Annotated in this window: 14 protein-coding genes; 8 read left to right on the forward strand and 6 right to left on the reverse strand. The window is 62.1% G+C overall.

Going from position 1 to position 14,379, the window contains the following annotated elements:
• Positions 1-99 precede the first annotated feature (99 nt).
• Both ACI2KA_RS07510 and ACI2KA_RS07515 read right to left on the reverse strand, forming a co-directional pair.
• On the reverse strand, positions 100-753 hold the full coding sequence (locus ACI2KA_RS07510; protein ID WP_404501194.1) for a ribonuclease HII: 654 nt from the start codon (positions 751-753) through the stop codon (positions 100-102).
• Positions 754-1,201: 448 nt separating this feature from the next.
• On the reverse strand, positions 1,202-2,359 hold the full coding sequence (locus tag ACI2KA_RS07515; RefSeq protein ID WP_404500695.1) for a PA0069 family radical SAM protein: 1,158 nt from the start codon (positions 2,357-2,359) through the stop codon (positions 1,202-1,204).
• A gap of 289 nt (positions 2,360-2,648) precedes the next feature.
• On the opposite strand from ACI2KA_RS07515, the gene ACI2KA_RS07520 reads away from it, so the two are divergent.
• Entirely contained in the window at positions 2,649-3,167 is a 519-nt protein-coding gene (locus ACI2KA_RS07520) for a glycosyl transferase (protein WP_404500697.1), read from the forward strand.
• A 15-nt stretch (positions 3,168-3,182) separates the two neighbouring features.
• Here ACI2KA_RS07520 and ACI2KA_RS07525 read toward each other — a convergent pair whose 3' ends face one another.
• The 3 genes from ACI2KA_RS07525 to ACI2KA_RS07535 all read right to left on the reverse strand — a co-directional run bounded on the left by ACI2KA_RS07525 (position 3,183) and on the right by ACI2KA_RS07535 (position 6,438).
• Positions 3,183-4,610 (reverse strand): FAD-binding oxidoreductase, encoded by a 1,428-nt coding sequence (locus tag ACI2KA_RS07525; RefSeq protein WP_404500699.1) that lies wholly within the window; start codon positions 4,608-4,610, stop codon positions 3,183-3,185.
• 47 nt (positions 4,611-4,657) lie between these two features.
• On the reverse strand, positions 4,658-5,635 hold the full coding sequence (locus tag ACI2KA_RS07530) for an L-threonylcarbamoyladenylate synthase (RefSeq protein WP_404501196.1): 978 nt from the start codon (positions 5,633-5,635) through the stop codon (positions 4,658-4,660).
• A 194-nt stretch (positions 5,636-5,829) separates the two neighbouring features.
• Entirely contained in the window at positions 5,830-6,438 is a 609-nt protein-coding gene (locus tag ACI2KA_RS07535; protein ID WP_404500701.1) for a DUF6656 family protein, read from the reverse strand.
• Between the two features lie 331 nt (positions 6,439-6,769).
• Between ACI2KA_RS07535 and ACI2KA_RS07540 the strand changes: the two genes are divergently transcribed.
• The 5 genes from ACI2KA_RS07540 to ACI2KA_RS07560 all read left to right on the forward strand — a co-directional run bounded on the left by ACI2KA_RS07540 (position 6,770) and on the right by ACI2KA_RS07560 (position 10,495).
• Positions 6,770-8,014, forward strand: a complete 1,245-nt coding sequence (locus ACI2KA_RS07540) for an aromatic ring-hydroxylating dioxygenase subunit alpha (protein ID WP_404500703.1) — start codon at positions 6,770-6,772, stop codon at positions 8,012-8,014.
• A gap of 7 nt (positions 8,015-8,021) precedes the next feature.
• Positions 8,022-9,104, forward strand: a complete 1,083-nt coding sequence (locus ACI2KA_RS07545) for a 2Fe-2S iron-sulfur cluster-binding protein (protein ID WP_404500704.1) — start codon at positions 8,022-8,024, stop codon at positions 9,102-9,104.
• 119 nt (positions 9,105-9,223) lie between these two features.
• Positions 9,224-9,412, forward strand: coding sequence for a hypothetical protein (locus ACI2KA_RS07550; protein ID WP_404501225.1), 189 nt, complete (start codon positions 9,224-9,226; stop codon positions 9,410-9,412).
• Entirely contained in the window at positions 9,333-9,749 is a 417-nt protein-coding gene (locus ACI2KA_RS07555; RefSeq protein ID WP_404501198.1) for a BA14K family protein, read from the forward strand. Before ACI2KA_RS07550 ends, ACI2KA_RS07555 begins: the two co-directional genes overlap by 80 nt.
• Before the next feature lie 230 nt (positions 9,750-9,979).
• The gene (locus ACI2KA_RS07560; protein ID WP_404500706.1) at positions 9,980-10,495 is read left to right on the forward strand and encodes a BA14K family protein; all 516 of its coding nucleotides are present in this window, start codon (positions 9,980-9,982) and stop codon (positions 10,493-10,495) included.
• 56 nt (positions 10,496-10,551) lie between these two features.
• Here ACI2KA_RS07560 and ACI2KA_RS07565 read toward each other — a convergent pair whose 3' ends face one another.
• On the reverse strand, positions 10,552-11,547 hold the full coding sequence (locus tag ACI2KA_RS07565; protein WP_404500708.1) for a transporter: 996 nt from the start codon (positions 11,545-11,547) through the stop codon (positions 10,552-10,554).
• 221 nt (positions 11,548-11,768) lie between these two features.
• On the opposite strand from ACI2KA_RS07565, the gene ACI2KA_RS07570 reads away from it, so the two are divergent.
• Both ACI2KA_RS07570 and ACI2KA_RS07575 read left to right on the forward strand, forming a co-directional pair.
• Positions 11,769-13,553 carry an acyl-CoA dehydrogenase gene (locus tag ACI2KA_RS07570; RefSeq protein WP_404500710.1) on the forward strand — a complete coding sequence of 595 codons (1,785 nt, stop codon included), beginning with the start codon at positions 11,769-11,771 and terminating at the stop codon, positions 13,551-13,553.
• Between the two features lie 10 nt (positions 13,554-13,563).
• Positions 13,564-14,322, forward strand: coding sequence for a crotonase/enoyl-CoA hydratase family protein (locus ACI2KA_RS07575; RefSeq protein WP_404500712.1), 759 nt, complete (start codon positions 13,564-13,566; stop codon positions 14,320-14,322).
• Positions 14,323-14,379 lie beyond the last annotated feature (57 nt).

The following is a 14,379-nucleotide window of genomic DNA, read 5'->3' on the forward strand; positions in this document are numbered from 1 at the left end:
GGTGAATGACGACCAGCTCCTCTTCGGTGCCTAAAGCCGGACCGTCGAACAGCGACCTAGTAACGGAAGTTATCGCTCAACCTCCATTCTCAGCCGCAATCAACCCCGCTTCAGCGGCCTGAAACTCATCCGGTGCAGCGGACAGGGGCCATGGCTTTCGATGGCGCGCAGGTGGGCCGGCGTGCCGTAACCGGCATGGCCTTCGAAACCATAAGACGGATGCACCACGCCGGCGCGTTCCATCATCCGGTCGCGGGTCACCTTGGCGATGATCGAGGCGGCGGCGATGGAGAGGGAGCGGGAATCGCCCTTGATGACGGCCTTGGCTTCGCAGGGGATGCCCGGTGGCCTGTCGCGGCCGTCGGCCAGCACGAGGGCGGGGGCGGTTTCGAGACCGAGCACGGCGCGGCGCATGGCGTCGAGGCTGGCGCGCAGGATGTTCATCTTGTCGATCAGGCCGGGACCGGAGGAAGCGACCGAAACGATCGAGCTTTCCATGATGAGCACGAACAGGCTTTCCCGCTTCTGCTTCGTCAGCTTCTTGGAATCGTCGAGGCCCGCAGGAATATTATCCGGGTTAAGAATGACCGCGGCCGCGACCACCGGTCCGGCGAGCGGCCCCCGGCCGGCCTCATCGGTGCCGGCCACGGGCCAGAGACCCCTGTTTTTCGCTTCCAGTTCGAAGGAGAAATCCGGGCCGGTATCGGCAAGATCGAAGAGGGCAGGAGAATCGGGTGTGGTGCGGCGTTTCATGCGGCGAAACTTGCACACACACCCGATCTCCTGCAAGCCCCCGGAGGCGGGCGATGACAGGCAGGGTGAGCCGGGGTCAAGGGGCGTGGCTCACCGTGCCCTCAAGGTCGTCATGACCTCTGATCCTCCAGCGGGGCGGCGGAGGAAAAACGATCGCACGCGAGGCGGCGGTTCCGGGGGTGATGTCCGGCGGGCCAGGGAAAACCCGCCGGGCATGTCGTCGCAGCAGCCAGATGGGGAGGCTGCCCCTTATCCTTTTGAGTTCACGCCATCAAAGGCTCGGATCGCCTCCGGTCGCTGACGCATCGTCCTTCCTGGCCAAAACCATCCTCGGGCTTGGTCCGGGGCGCCATTGTCGCTTTCGGCTCAGCTCCGTGGGTCAAGTCCGAGGACGACGTCGCCCACGGCTCGGACATTCATCCTTCCCGGCCGTTCTCAGCACCGGTCTTCAAAGCAGCGATAATTGCACGCCCGTGCCGCCCGGCGGCACGAAGAGATCGTCGCGCAGATGAATGCCGCGGCGGATGAGGCCGAGCCGCTTTGTCGCCATCTCGAAGCGCCGGCCGATCTGCCAGGCATAAGGCCCGGCACCCTTCATGCGCTTGCCGAATTCCGCGTCGTAGTCCTTGCCGTCGCGCATGGAGCGCACCAGCGACATGACATGGCGGTAGCGGTCGGGATAGTTGCGCAGCAGCCAGTCGCGAAACAGCGGGCTTACCTCCAGCGGCAGGCGCAGCAGCACGTAGGACGCTTCGGTTGCGCCCGCTGCCTTGCCGGCCTCGAGAATGCGTTCGATCTCATGATCGTTGAGGGCCGGAATGACAGGCGCCATCATCACGGCCACGGGAATGCCCGCCTCCGTCAGCGCCTTGACCGCCTCCAGCCGCTTTTCCGGCGTGGCGGCGCGCGGCTCCATGCTGCGGGAAAGCTTGCGGTCCAGCGTCGTGACGGAAATGCCGACCTTGACGAGCCCCTTTTGGGCCATCGGCGCCAGAATGTCGATATCGCGCTTGATCAGCGCCGATTTGGTGACGATGGCGACGGGATGCTCGGCCTTGGCCAGCACTTCCAGTATCTGCCGCATGATGCGCCATTCGCGCTCGATCGGCTGGTATGGATCGGTATTGGTGCCGATGGCGATCACCCGCGGCTTATAGCCGGGTTTCGCCAGTTCCCGTTCCAGAAGCTTCGCCGCATCCGGTTTGGCGAAGAGTTTCGATTCGAAATCCAGCCCGGCCGAAAGGCCCATATAGCTGTGGGTGGGGCGGGCGAAACAATAGATGCAGCCATGTTCGCAACCGCGATAGGGGTTGATGGAGCGGTCGAAGGGAATGTCGGGCGATTCATTGCGGGTGATGATGCTGCGCGGCTTTTCCACCTGCACCTCGGTGCGGAATTCCGGCATGTCCTCCAGCGTCTGCCAGCCATCGTCGAAAACCTCGCGCTGCAGGGTCTCGAAGCGCCCATCCGGGTTAAGCCCGGCGCCGCGGCCGCGACGGCGGTCGATCTCGATGCGCAGGCCCGACGCATCGGCCAGCGCATTGGCAATATCCGGCATATGGCTCGGCTGGAAGGCAGCCTGCCCCGAAAGCGTATGGTTTCTCATCTGGATGCTCCCAGGACGTCGCATACCTCCCGAGGCACGCTCAACGCCCTAAACCGTTTCCATCCGGGCAGGCTTCTGATCGCCGTCCGAATGATTAAATTCCTACATCAGGAACGAGAACAATACAAGAACAAAATTGCAAATTCGGGTCGTTCTCCAGAGATGGATGCCTGGCCGTCACAGGCAAGGCCACGTCCGCAGACTATACGGTCGGCGGCGCGGACAGCCCTGGATTTTGCCACGATGAGCACAGTGGCAATTTATTGTGCGATGCGTTAGAGCTATGCGGATGTTGACAGTGATAATGGAATGCCGGGATCAGGAACCGGAACTGGCGCACACGCTGTCTGCGCTTGTCACCGGGGCTGTGGAAGGGCTTGTAAGCGATGTTGTGATTCTCGATCACGGTTCGCGCGATGGATCCTCGCGCGTCGCCGATGCTGCCGGTTGCCGTTTTTATGGGCAATGGGACATTGAAGAGGTGGTGAGGTCCGCACGCGGCGGCTGGCTGCTTCTGATCGAAGCGGGCGCGCGCCCGCAGGCGGGCTGGATCGATGAAATCCTCGAATATGTGGCGATCTGCGCGCAGCCGGCCCGCTTTTCGCCCTCGCGCTATCATCGCCGCAATGTCTTCAGCCGTATGCTGCGCCGCATTCCGCCATTGGAACATGGGTATCTCTTGCCGAAGAAACATGCCGTGTCGATTGCGAAATCGGGCATGAGCCTGACGCAATTTGTCGGCGCGCAGAAACCGCGCCGTCTGAATGCTGAAATCGTGCCCGCCTGGGCATTGCGGGCCTCGGCCTAATACCGGAAGACTGTTTTATCCCGCCAGAACCTTGCCGGGGTTCATGATGCCGGCCGGATCGAAGGCGTGTTTGATGCGCCGCATCAGGTCCATTTCGATGCCGGGCCGAATGGCGGCCAGTTCGTCGCGTTTCAGCTGGCCGATGCCATGTTCGGCGGAAATGGAGCCGCCGAGCGACAGCACGATGCCGTGCACGATCTCGTTCATGTCCCGCCAGCGGCCGATGAATTCGGCCTTGTCGGCACCGACAGGCTGGGAAATATTGTAATGGATGTTGCCGTCGCCGAGATGGCCGAAGGCGCAGACGCGGGCGCCGGGAATGGCGGCGATAACCGCCTTTTCCGCCGCCGCCATGAAATCCGGTATTTTCGACACCGGAACGGAAACATCGTGCTTGATCGATCCGCCTTCCGGCTTCTGCGCATCCGACATGCTTTCGCGCATGTGCCACAGCGCCTGCCGCTGGGCTTCCGACGCGGCGATCACGGCGTCCTCAACCAGCCCGGCCTCAAAACCGCGCTCCAGCAGCGATTGCATCATCGTCTCGGCGGTTTCGGCCGAATCGGAGGTGGAGATATCGATGAGCGCGTACCAGTCATGCGGCGTCTGCAGCGGGTCGCGCACGCCGGGAATATGTTTCGTGGTGAATTCGACGCCGATTCGCGGCATGAGTTCAAAACCGGTCAGCGCCGCGCCGCAAAGGTTGGAGGCCGTTTCGAACAGTTTTAGTGCGTCTTCGGTGGAGCTAAGCCCGGCAAAGGCCACCTGATGGCCGAGCGGCTTCGGAAACAGCTTCAGCACCGCGCCGGTGATGATGCCGAGCGTGCCTTCGGAGCCGATGAAGAGATCGCGCAGATCATAACCCGTATTGTCCTTTTTCAGCCGCCGCAGCCCGTTCCAGATTTCCCCGGTGGGCAACACCACCTCAAGCCCGAGGCAGAGCTGGCGCATATTGCCATAGGCAAGCACCGCCGTGCCGCCGGCATTCGTGGCGAGATTGCCGCCGATGCGGCAGGACCCTTGGGAACCGAGCGACAGCGGGAACATGCGCTCCACGGAATCGGCGGCCTTGTGTATGTCGTCGAGAATGCAGCCGGCATCGGCGACAATGATATTGGCAACGGGGTCGATGTCGCGGATGCGGTTCATGCGCTCCAGCGACAGGATGATGTCGCTGCCGCCGGCGCGCGGCGTCTGGCCGCCTACAAGGCCGGTATTGCCGGTCTGCGGCACGATCGGCGTGCCGGTCTCGCTGGCGAACTTCAGGATGGCGGCAACCTCTTCAACCGAACCCGGCTTGAGGAGCAGCGGCGAAGTACCGCGATAAAGCCCGCGATTTTCCACCAGGCGCGGCGCCATTTCCGCCGCGTCGCGCACCGCATTCTTGTCTCCGACAATGGCGGTGAAGCGGTCGAGGATATCGGAGGAGGGAATGGCGGTCATGGGCGTCTCGCTGTCATTTGAAACATGGGCGAAAGGGTTGAATGCCGTCAGCCTCGCGGCGCGGCGGCGCGGGACAGGCGGTCGTTGATCGCCTCTCCGAGACCATGGCTGGGAATGGCGGTGATGGCGATGGTTTCCGCACCGCTCGCATCGGCGGCTTTCAGATAATCGAAGAGGTTGGCGGCCGCCTCGGCAAGATCGCCGGCGGGGCTGAGGTCGAGAACCGCGCGCGCCGTCTCTTCACCGGAAATCGCGATGCCGCCGAAGCGGATCAGCGCTTCGCCCGGCAGAACCGATGTGGCGCCGAGGCGGACATGGGCGCCTGGCGCATAATGCGAGGCCAGCATGCCGGGTGCTTCAATGGCGGCGGCGGCTTTTTTCGGCCGTTCGAGCCGCCTGCCGGCCACACGCTCGATATCTTCGGTGACGATGCCGCCCGGGCGAAGCAGCCGCACGCGTCCATCCTCTTCCACCTTGACGATGGTGGATTCGACACCGACGGCGGCGGCGCCGCCATCAAGAATGAGATTGATCTTCCGGCCGAGATCGGCCTCCACATGGGCAGCGCTTGTCGGGCTGATCTTGCCGGAACTATTGGCGCTCGGGGCGGCCAGCGGCCTGTCGAAGCGGCGGATGAGCTCACTGGCAAAACCCTGCGGCACGCGGATGCCGACCGTATCGAGACCGGCCGTCGCCAAAGAATGGATGCCGCTTGCCGGTTTCAACGGCAGAACCAGGGTCAGCGGGCCGGGCCAGAAGGCCTGGGCGAGCTTCAGCGAGACGGGGTCGAAAACGGCATAACGTTCAGCCATGGCGATATCGGCCATGTGGCAGATCAAGGGGTTGAACTGCGGCCGACCCTTCGTCTCGTAAATGCGGGTAATGGCCGCCGGATTGGTGGCGTCGGCCGCGAGGCCATAGACGGTTTCCGTCGGCAGGGCAATCGGGCGTCCTTCCGCAAGCTCCGCCACGGATGCCTGCAGGGCCGTTTCCCGCTCGTTTTCGATAGTGATGTGACGCGCCATGATGCTGCCTTTCACGGCGGTCAATAGCGTATTTCAGGGCGAAGTGGGAAGCGCTAATGCATGTCGCCAGAAAGTGGTCCGCGGTTTCTGGATAACGACATGCATAAGACAAATAATGCATGTCGCCAGAAAGTGGTCTGCGGTTTCTGGATGAGGGCATGCAAGGAAAAAAAGACAAAGCGCCCGAGGGCGTTTTATATCGCCTTGATGATCTTGCGCATCTCCTGCGAACGCGCGCCGAGCATGAGCACGTTTTTCAGCGCCACCCGCGGATCATGGGTCTGAAACAGCAGGCCGCCGCGATGGAAGGATGTATCGACGGCGATCTCCTGATCGGGAAGCGCATTGATGGCGACGGCGAAATACATGCGCGAATAGCGCGCATCGATATTTTCGAAGAAGTTGTCGGCCCCGCTCAGTTCGGCGAAGAAATTCGCGAAATAGAAGGACCAAAGCACGTGGCGCTCGGCATCGAAACTGGTTTTTGACGCGGTGACGTGACAATAACCGAGATGCGGCCGGTCGTTAAGCAGATGGTGGAACACCATCTTCGGGAACCGGATGGACTCGTGAAAGGCATTAAGACGGCTGTGGGTGGCATCGGCGGCGGCTTCCAGCTTGCGTCCCGTCAGCGCCGCCACCTCGTCGTGGCTGTAATAGACGCGCTCCCTCGGCAGCCAGCGTTCTTCATAGCGGCTGATCCGGCCGGTGCGGAGAAAATCCGAATGCGCGGTCTTCGACCGTATCGGCGCGACGGAATGTCTGCCTGCATCGAAATAACGTATGCGTGTCGCCTTCTCCACCAGGAACGCCCTCGTTGCCGTCGATTCGGCAAGATAATTTGGTCCGCGTTAACACTCCGTTGCGCGGCAGCCCCTGTTTTCTGAGGGGTGGAAGGTGATCGCGTCCCGTCATGCGTCATATTGCGACGTGGCCCGCCTGCCGAATAGCTGCCGGATTTCGCAGCGGAATGGCCCGCGGCGGCCATTGGCGCATGTCGCAAATTTGTCGCCAATGCGGAAGCCGATGTCGCTGTCTGTGCTGCTGCAAATAGGCGCCGGTGTTTAGATGGGCTTATGCTTCCGCAGCCCGGTAAATGGTGCCGGGCAGGGCGGTTTGATCGAGGATTTGGCCATGGAATTGCGTGATACCGTATTGCGCCAGCTGAAGAACCGCCGCGAAGGTTTCAGCCTGGAACAGCCCTTCTACACGGACCCGGATTATTTCAAGCTGGATATGGAAACCATCTGGTATCGCGACTGGCTGTTCGTCGGTCACGATTGCGAAGTGCCCAAATCCGGCAATTATTTCACCGTGCAGGTCGGTTCCTATTCCGTCGTCATCGTCCGCGGACGCGACGGGCAAATTCGCGCCCTTCACAATTCCTGTCGCCATCGCGGTTCCCGCGTCTGCTCCGCCCACAAGGGCCAGTCCGCCCGCCTCGTCTGTCCCTATCACCAGTGGACCTACGATCTCGATGGCAAGCTCCTGTTCGCCCGCCATATGGGCGAGGAGTTCGACAAGGGCGATTTCGGCCTGAAGCCCGTCGCCTGCGAGACCGTCGCCGGTTACGTCTTCATCTGCCTTGCCGACCAGCCGGCGGATTTTGCGCCCATGCGCGCCGAAGTCGAAAGCTACATGGCGCCGCACCGCATCTGGGAAGCCAAGGTCGCGCATGAAAGCACCATCATCGAAAAGGGCAACTGGAAGCTCGTCTGGGAAAACAACCGTGAGTGCTACCATTGCGCCGCCAATCACCCGGAGCTCTGCCGCACTTATCCTGAAAACCCGAGCGTGACGGGAACGGATGGCGGTGCCAGCGATCCCGAAATCGGCGGCCACTGGGCGCGCTGCGAGGCCGCCGGCCTGCCCAGCCGTTTCAAGATCGATCCGCAGGGCCAGTTCCGCGTCGCCCGCATGCCGCTGATCGGCGAGGCGGAAAGCTACACCATGTCGGGCAAGCGCGCCGTGCGCCGGCCGCTGTCTGACGATGTCAGCATCAGCCATATCGGTGCGCTGCTCCTGTTCCATTATCCGACGACCTGGAACCACTTCCTCGGCGATCACACCATTTCCTTCCGGGTGCTGCCCCTCAACGCCAATGAAACCATGGTCACCACCAAATGGCTGGTGCACAAGGACGCTGTCGAAGGCGTGGATTACGATCTCGAGGACCTCACCCACGTCTGGAACGAGACCAACGACCAGGACCGCCGCATCGTCGAGGAAAATGCCTTCGGCATCCGCTCGCCGGCCTATGAGCCCGGCCCTTACTCCATGGAGGACGAGGGCGGTGTGATGCAGTTCGTCAACTGGTATGCCGATTTCATGATCGACCGGCTTTCCGGCGACAAGGCCCGCCTTTCGGCAGTAGCGTGACGCGAAGATGAATATGGTTGTGACCTACAAGCACATAGACGAGATGAAGCCCTGGAGCGACAAGCTCCAGCTGCTGGAATGCATTTCGGTGACGCCCGAGACGCAGGACGTGATGACGTTCCTGTTCCGCTCCGAAGATCAGAACTGGTTCCGGTATCTGCCGGGCCAGTTCGTCACGCTGGAACTTCCGGTGGGCAGGGAGCCGCTCTATCGCACCTATACATTGTCTTCCAGCCCGTCCCGGCCCTATGCGCTTTCGGTCACGGTCAAGGCGCAGGCGAGCAGCATCGGCACGCGCTGGATGTTCGACAATCTGAAGCCCGGCATGAAGATCCGGGCGCTCGGCCCGCTCGGCGATTTCTCCTACGTCAAGCATCCGGGCGACAAATATCTGTTCATCTCGGCAGGCTCGGGCGTCACGCCTATGATGTCGATGGTGCGCGACATGAGCGACCGCGCGCCGCAGAGCGATATCGCCTTCATCAACTGCTCGCGCTCGCCGTCCGATATCGTCTTCCGCCACGAGCTTGAATATCTCGCCCGCTTCATGCCGAAGCTGTCGCTTGGTTTCATCGTGGAAAATTGCGGACGCACCGATCTATGGTCCGGCCTGAAGGGCATGGTGGACAAGGCCAAGATCGCGCTTCTGGCCCCTGACTTCATGGACCGCACCGTGTTTTGCTGCGGGCCGGAACCGTTCATGGCCGCCGTCCGCTCCATGCTCGATGCGTCCGGCTTCGACATGGGCCGTTACCATCAGGAAAGTTTCTCTCCCGCCGCTCCGGTCACGGTCGGCGAAAGCGCTCTCGCCGCTGCGGATGGCGAAACGCTGGCGATGGTGGGTTTCACCCTTTCCGGAAAGGAAATGGCCTGCCAGCCCGGCCAGACGGTTCTGATGACGGCGCGTGCGGCCGGAGTGCGCATCGGCGCCGCCTGCGAATCCGGCATTTGCGGCACCTGCCGGGTGCTGAAGCTCTCCGGTGAAGTGGAGATGAACCACAATGGCGGCATTCTCGATGACGAGATCGAGGAGGGCTATATCCTTGCCTGCTGCTCGCGGCCCTTGACCGATGTGAAGGTGGAGGCCTGACGCCAGCGGGCGTTTTATACGCCCCTTCTTTCACCGGATGGTTGTCATGGAACCAAATTTCCCTAAACTCGTTTGCACGTCATCGAATTCTTTTCGGGCATAGAAACGGGGGCTGACCCTTGATCTCCGACAAGAGCGAGTGGGTGAAAAGCGCGGTCAACGCGCTGAAGCAAATGGAGGAAGATCATGATGAATTTCCGGACAACGAGCGTCGCTACAGCGATCGTCGTGTTCCTCACAAGCTTTACGCCGTCTCAGGCGTTCCAGGTGCCTGTTCCGATGCCGAAGCCGGCGGTTTCGACCGATAACGTCGTGCCGGTTCAGTACCGTGAATGGGACCGCAGATACCGCCACGGTGACCGCATGTACCGTCCGCGCCCGCCGCGTGACGGCTGGTATAATGGTCATCGCGGCTATCGCGACCGCCGCCCCGGTTACCGTTACCACAATGGTTACTGGTTCCCGCTGGCAGCCTTTGCGGCCGGTGCGATCATTGGCGGCGCCGTGCAGCAGCCGCGCCCGGCCTATGGCGGCAGCCACGTCTCTTGGTGCCAGAACCGTTGGCGCTCGTATCGCGCTTACGACAACACCTATCAGCCGAACAGCGGTCCGCGCCGCATATGCGTATCGCCCTACAGCCGCTAATTGCATAAATGCAGAAGCCCGGTTCAATCCGGGCTTTTGTGTTCCCGGCCTGTTTTCTGCGGGAAACGCATGGTTTTTGATAAACGAAGCGTGATCGCTCCGTTAATCGTGGGTTCAGCCACACGTCCCTAGGCTGCAAAGGTAAGCTGCCTCACCGCAGGCGGCGTAGAGAGAAAAACGAAGAATTCACGGAGAACGGCCTGTCGACCGTCGTGAATGGAGGAAGTCAGATGAAAAGCTATGTGAAGAATATCCTGGCTGTCGGTCTTTCTGCAATCGTGGTTGCAGGAGCGATTGTTCCGGCGGAAGCGGCAATGCCCCTGCCGCTGGCGCCGAAGAGCGTCGAGACCGCGGGCAATGATGCCGGCAAGAATATCGTCAACGTGCAATATTGGCGTGACCGCGACGGCTGGGGCGACCGCCGTGGCTGGTATCGCGGCCATCGCGGTTATCGCGATTACCGCCCGGGTTATCGCCACCATGACGGTTACTGGTTCCCGCTCGCAGCCTTTGCGACGGGTGCGATCATCGGCGGTGCCCTGTCGCAGCCGCGTGAAGTCTACCGTCCGGTTCCGGAATATCGTCCGCGCCCGGTCTATCGCGAATATCGCCCTGTCCCCCGCGGCGGTCTGAGCCAGGCGCATGTGAACTGGTGCTATGGCCGCTATCGTTCCTACGATGCCTATAGCAACACGTTCCAGCCGTACCACGGCCCGCGCCAGCCCTGCTATTCGCCTTACAGCTGATAGATTGCCCGGCTGACATTGACAGAGCCGTCCGGTCATTACCGGGCGGCTTTTTGTTACAGGATCCGTGCCCGCTTCAGCACGAACCAGGCAAGCACGACCGAAATCACGATAAAGACGCCGGCCGACAGCGTGCCGCCCGTACCGACGGTGAACGGCAGCTCGTCCGTATTCATGCCGAAAAAGCCGGTTACCAGCGACGGCGGCAGCAGGAAGGCCGTCATCAGCGACAGGATATAGAGGTGACGGTTGGTTTCGGACGAGAGTTTGGAATCGATTTCCTCATGCAGCAGCCTCGCACGCTCCTGCAGGGCGTAGACATCGTGATCGACAGCCTCCAGACGGCCCATCAGGCGGGAGGCGACATCCTCGAAACCGTCCGGCATTTCGTCCTCGTCGACGGCGGAGGCCCGCCGCATCAGGGTCAGCACGGTGCGCAGGTGCCGGTGCAGGCGAACCACCGTGCGGCGCAGCGGGGCAAGCCGCCGCCGCTCGTCGCGGGTCTCGCTGTCATAGACCATGTCTTCGATGGCGTTCAGCTCCTCCGTCGTCTCCATCACCAGATTGATGAGCGAACGCTGGAATTCCGCCACCAGCCCCTCGAACACATGGGATGGCGTGAGATAGCGGTTGGAATTCTTGTCGACCGCCGCCCTCAGCCGGTCCACCGAATGCAGCGGCTGCAGGCGGGTGGTGATGATGAAACGGTCGCTGACCGCAAAATGCAGCCAGCCGAAATCGCGCGTTTCCTTGTCGAATTCCCGCTGGAAATCCACCAGCGTGCCATAGAGTGATTTTTCGTCGACCACGATGGACGGATGTGTCTCATGAGTAGTGAGGCTTGCGCGCGCCGCCGGATCGAGCCCGTCGATGGTTTCGAGAAAACCCGCGACGCGCTGATCGGCGAGGTTGAGGTGCAGCCAGAAGAAGCCTTCGCACTCCGCCATTTCGTGAAAACCGGCATCGGGCGCAAGCCGGCGGCATGGGGCGGTGCCGGGGTGGAATTGATAGGCCCAGACAAGGCCGGGAATAACGGGTGTTACGAGATCCATCGTGGCAGTCCTGACCGGCTGGATGGGAGGAGGGAGGCGTCCTTCGTTCCCGCTGTGGGAGCGGCGGCGGCGAGGCGCCTTTCAGCGCATGCTGAGCAAATTCATATGACAGTTTTATAACAATCCCGCCGAAATGGCGGGAATTTTCAAATTGACGTTTACGTAAAAATCATTTAGCCCGAAGGCAGTAGCAAGATGCCAGAGCTTCGGGAGGAGGCAGCATGTATAGCGCGCCGGTGGATGATATCGCCTTTACACTCAAACATGTGGCGGGTCTTGAAGACGCGCTGTCAAAGGGTGTGCTGGGCGATCTCGGTGAAGATCTGGTGGACGCCATTCTGCAGGAAGCCGGCCGTTTCGCCACCGAACAGGTCGCGCCGCTCGCCGATATCGGCGACCGCCAGGGCGCGAAGCTTGCCGACGGCAAGGTCACGACGCCGGATGGCTGGGCCGATCTTTATCGCCGCTGGGCGGAAGCGGGCTGGAACAGCCTCACTGCGCCGGAAGAGTTCGGCGGCCAGAACCTGCCGCATATGCTGAATGTCGCCGCACTCGAAATGTGGAATTCCGGCTCCATGGCCTTTGCGCTGGCGCCGACGCTGACCATGGGCGCGGTGGAAGCCATTGTCGCCCACGGCAGCGATGCGTTGAAGCGCACCTATCTGCCGAAACTCGTCTCCGGCGAATGGACCGGCACCATGAACCTCACAGAACCGCATGCGGGTTCGGACCTTGGTGTCCTGAAGACCCGGGCGGAGCGCAATGGTGACGGCACCTATCGCATCTTCGGCCAGAAGATTTTCATCACCTGGGGCGAACACGACGCGGCGGACAATATCATCCACCTCGTTCTCGCCCGCCTGCCGGATGCGCCGGCGGGCACGCGCGGCATCTCGCTGTTCCTCGTCCCGAAATTCCTGCCCGATGACAGCGGCGCGCCGGGCAGCCGCAACGATCTGTTCTGCCACTCGCTGGAACACAAGCTCGGCATTCACGGCTCCCCCACCTGCACCATGATCTTCGGCGACGGCAAATTCGGCGACGAAAAGGGCGCTCTCGGCTGGCTGGTCGGCGAGGAGAACAAGGGTCTCGCCTGCATGTTCACCATGATGAACAATGCCCGCCTTGCCGTTGGCATGCAGGGCGTGGCGATCTGCGAAGCGGCGACCCAGAAGGCGATCGAATACGCGAAAGAACGCACGCAGGGCAAGGCGCCCGGCTGGCAGGGTTCCGGCATGAGCCCGATCATCGAGCACCCGGATATCGCCAGAACGCTGCTGACGATGAAGGCGCTGACGCAAGCATCGCGGGCGATTTCCTTCAGCTGCGCCCATGCCATCGACATGGCGCATGCGACCGAAGACGCCTCCCAGCGCGCTCACTGGCAGGAGCGCGCTGCCCTTTTGACGCCGATCGCCAAGTCCTTCTCCACCGATGCCGGTGTGGATGTCGCCTCCATGGGCATTCAGGTGCATGGCGGCATGGGCTTCATCGAGGAAACCGGTGCGGCGCGTTATCTGCGCGATGCCCGTATCGCGCCGATCTATGAAGGCACCAACGGCATTCAGGCCATCGACCTGGTGCTGCGCAAGCTGCCGCTTTCCGAGGGCGCGCAGGTGCGCGGTTTCATCGCCGAACTGCGTGAGATTGCTGGCCGGACAGCCGCTTCGAACCGCGACGATCTCGGCGAAACCGCCCGTTATCTGGAAGCCAGCCTCGCCGATCTGGAAACGGCGACCGGCTGGCTGCTGGACCGTATCAAGGCAGGCGAAACCGAAACGGCGCTCGCGGGCGCCACGCCCTATCAGCGCCTCTTCGGTCTGGCGCTCACCGGCGCCTATCTCGCCAAGGGCGCATTGGCCTCCGTCGATGACGGCAGGGGCGGACATCGCGCAGCACTTTGCCGTTTCGCGGCGGAAAACCTGCTGGCGGAAACGGCGGCGCTGAAGGATCGCGTCGTGACAGGCGCGGCAAGCCTTGCCGCCGCCCGCACCATGTTGGCTTGAGGAGGTTCAGATGTCGGACGATCACATTCTCGTCGAGCGGGTCGGCCATGCGCCGGACGTCTTGACCATCCGCTTCAACCGGCCGGAAAAGAAAAACGCCATCACCGATGCCATGTATCTGCGCATGGCGCAGGCGCTGCAGGCCGCCAATACCGACCCGGAGATTCGCGTGGTCGCCTTTCTCGGAACGGAAGGCTGCTTTTCAGCCGGCAACGACATGGCCGATTTCCTCGCCTTCGCCATGTCCGGCGGCAGGGGCAAGCTGGCCGTGCTCGATTTCCTGAAGGTGCTGACGACCTTCGAAAAACCGCTTGTCTCCGGCGTCGACGGTCTCGCCATCGGCATCGGCACGACGCTGCATCTCCATTGCGATCTCACGGTCGCTTCCCATCGCAGCCTGTTCAAGACGCCCTTTGTGGATCTGGCGCTGGTGCCGGAAGCGGCCTCCAGCCTGCTTGCGCCAAAATTGATCGGCCACCAGCGCGCCTTTGCGCTGCTTGCCATGGGCGAGGGGTTCTCCGCCGAGCAGGCGGTGCAGGCCGGCCTGATCTGGAAAGCCGTTGCGCCCGAGCATGTCGAAAGCGAAACGCTGGCGCTTGCCACCCGCCTTGCCGCCAAACCGCAGCAGGCGCTGAAGATTGCCCGCGATCTGGTTCGCGGCCACCCTCAGGATGTTCTCGCCCGCATCGATGAGGAAGCCCGCCATTTCACCGCGCAGCTGCAAAGTGCGGAAGCGCGGGCTGCCTTTGAGGCGTTCATGCGCCGCTGAGGCCTGCAGAAAACGAGGAATTGCTTGCCGGCGTGCGGCGATGTCGAGCAAGATCGC

The sequence above is a fragment of the Agrobacterium sp. NPDC089420 genome (assembly GCF_044900305.1).
In the GTDB taxonomy this organism is placed as follows: domain Bacteria; phylum Pseudomonadota; class Alphaproteobacteria; order Rhizobiales; family Rhizobiaceae; genus Agrobacterium.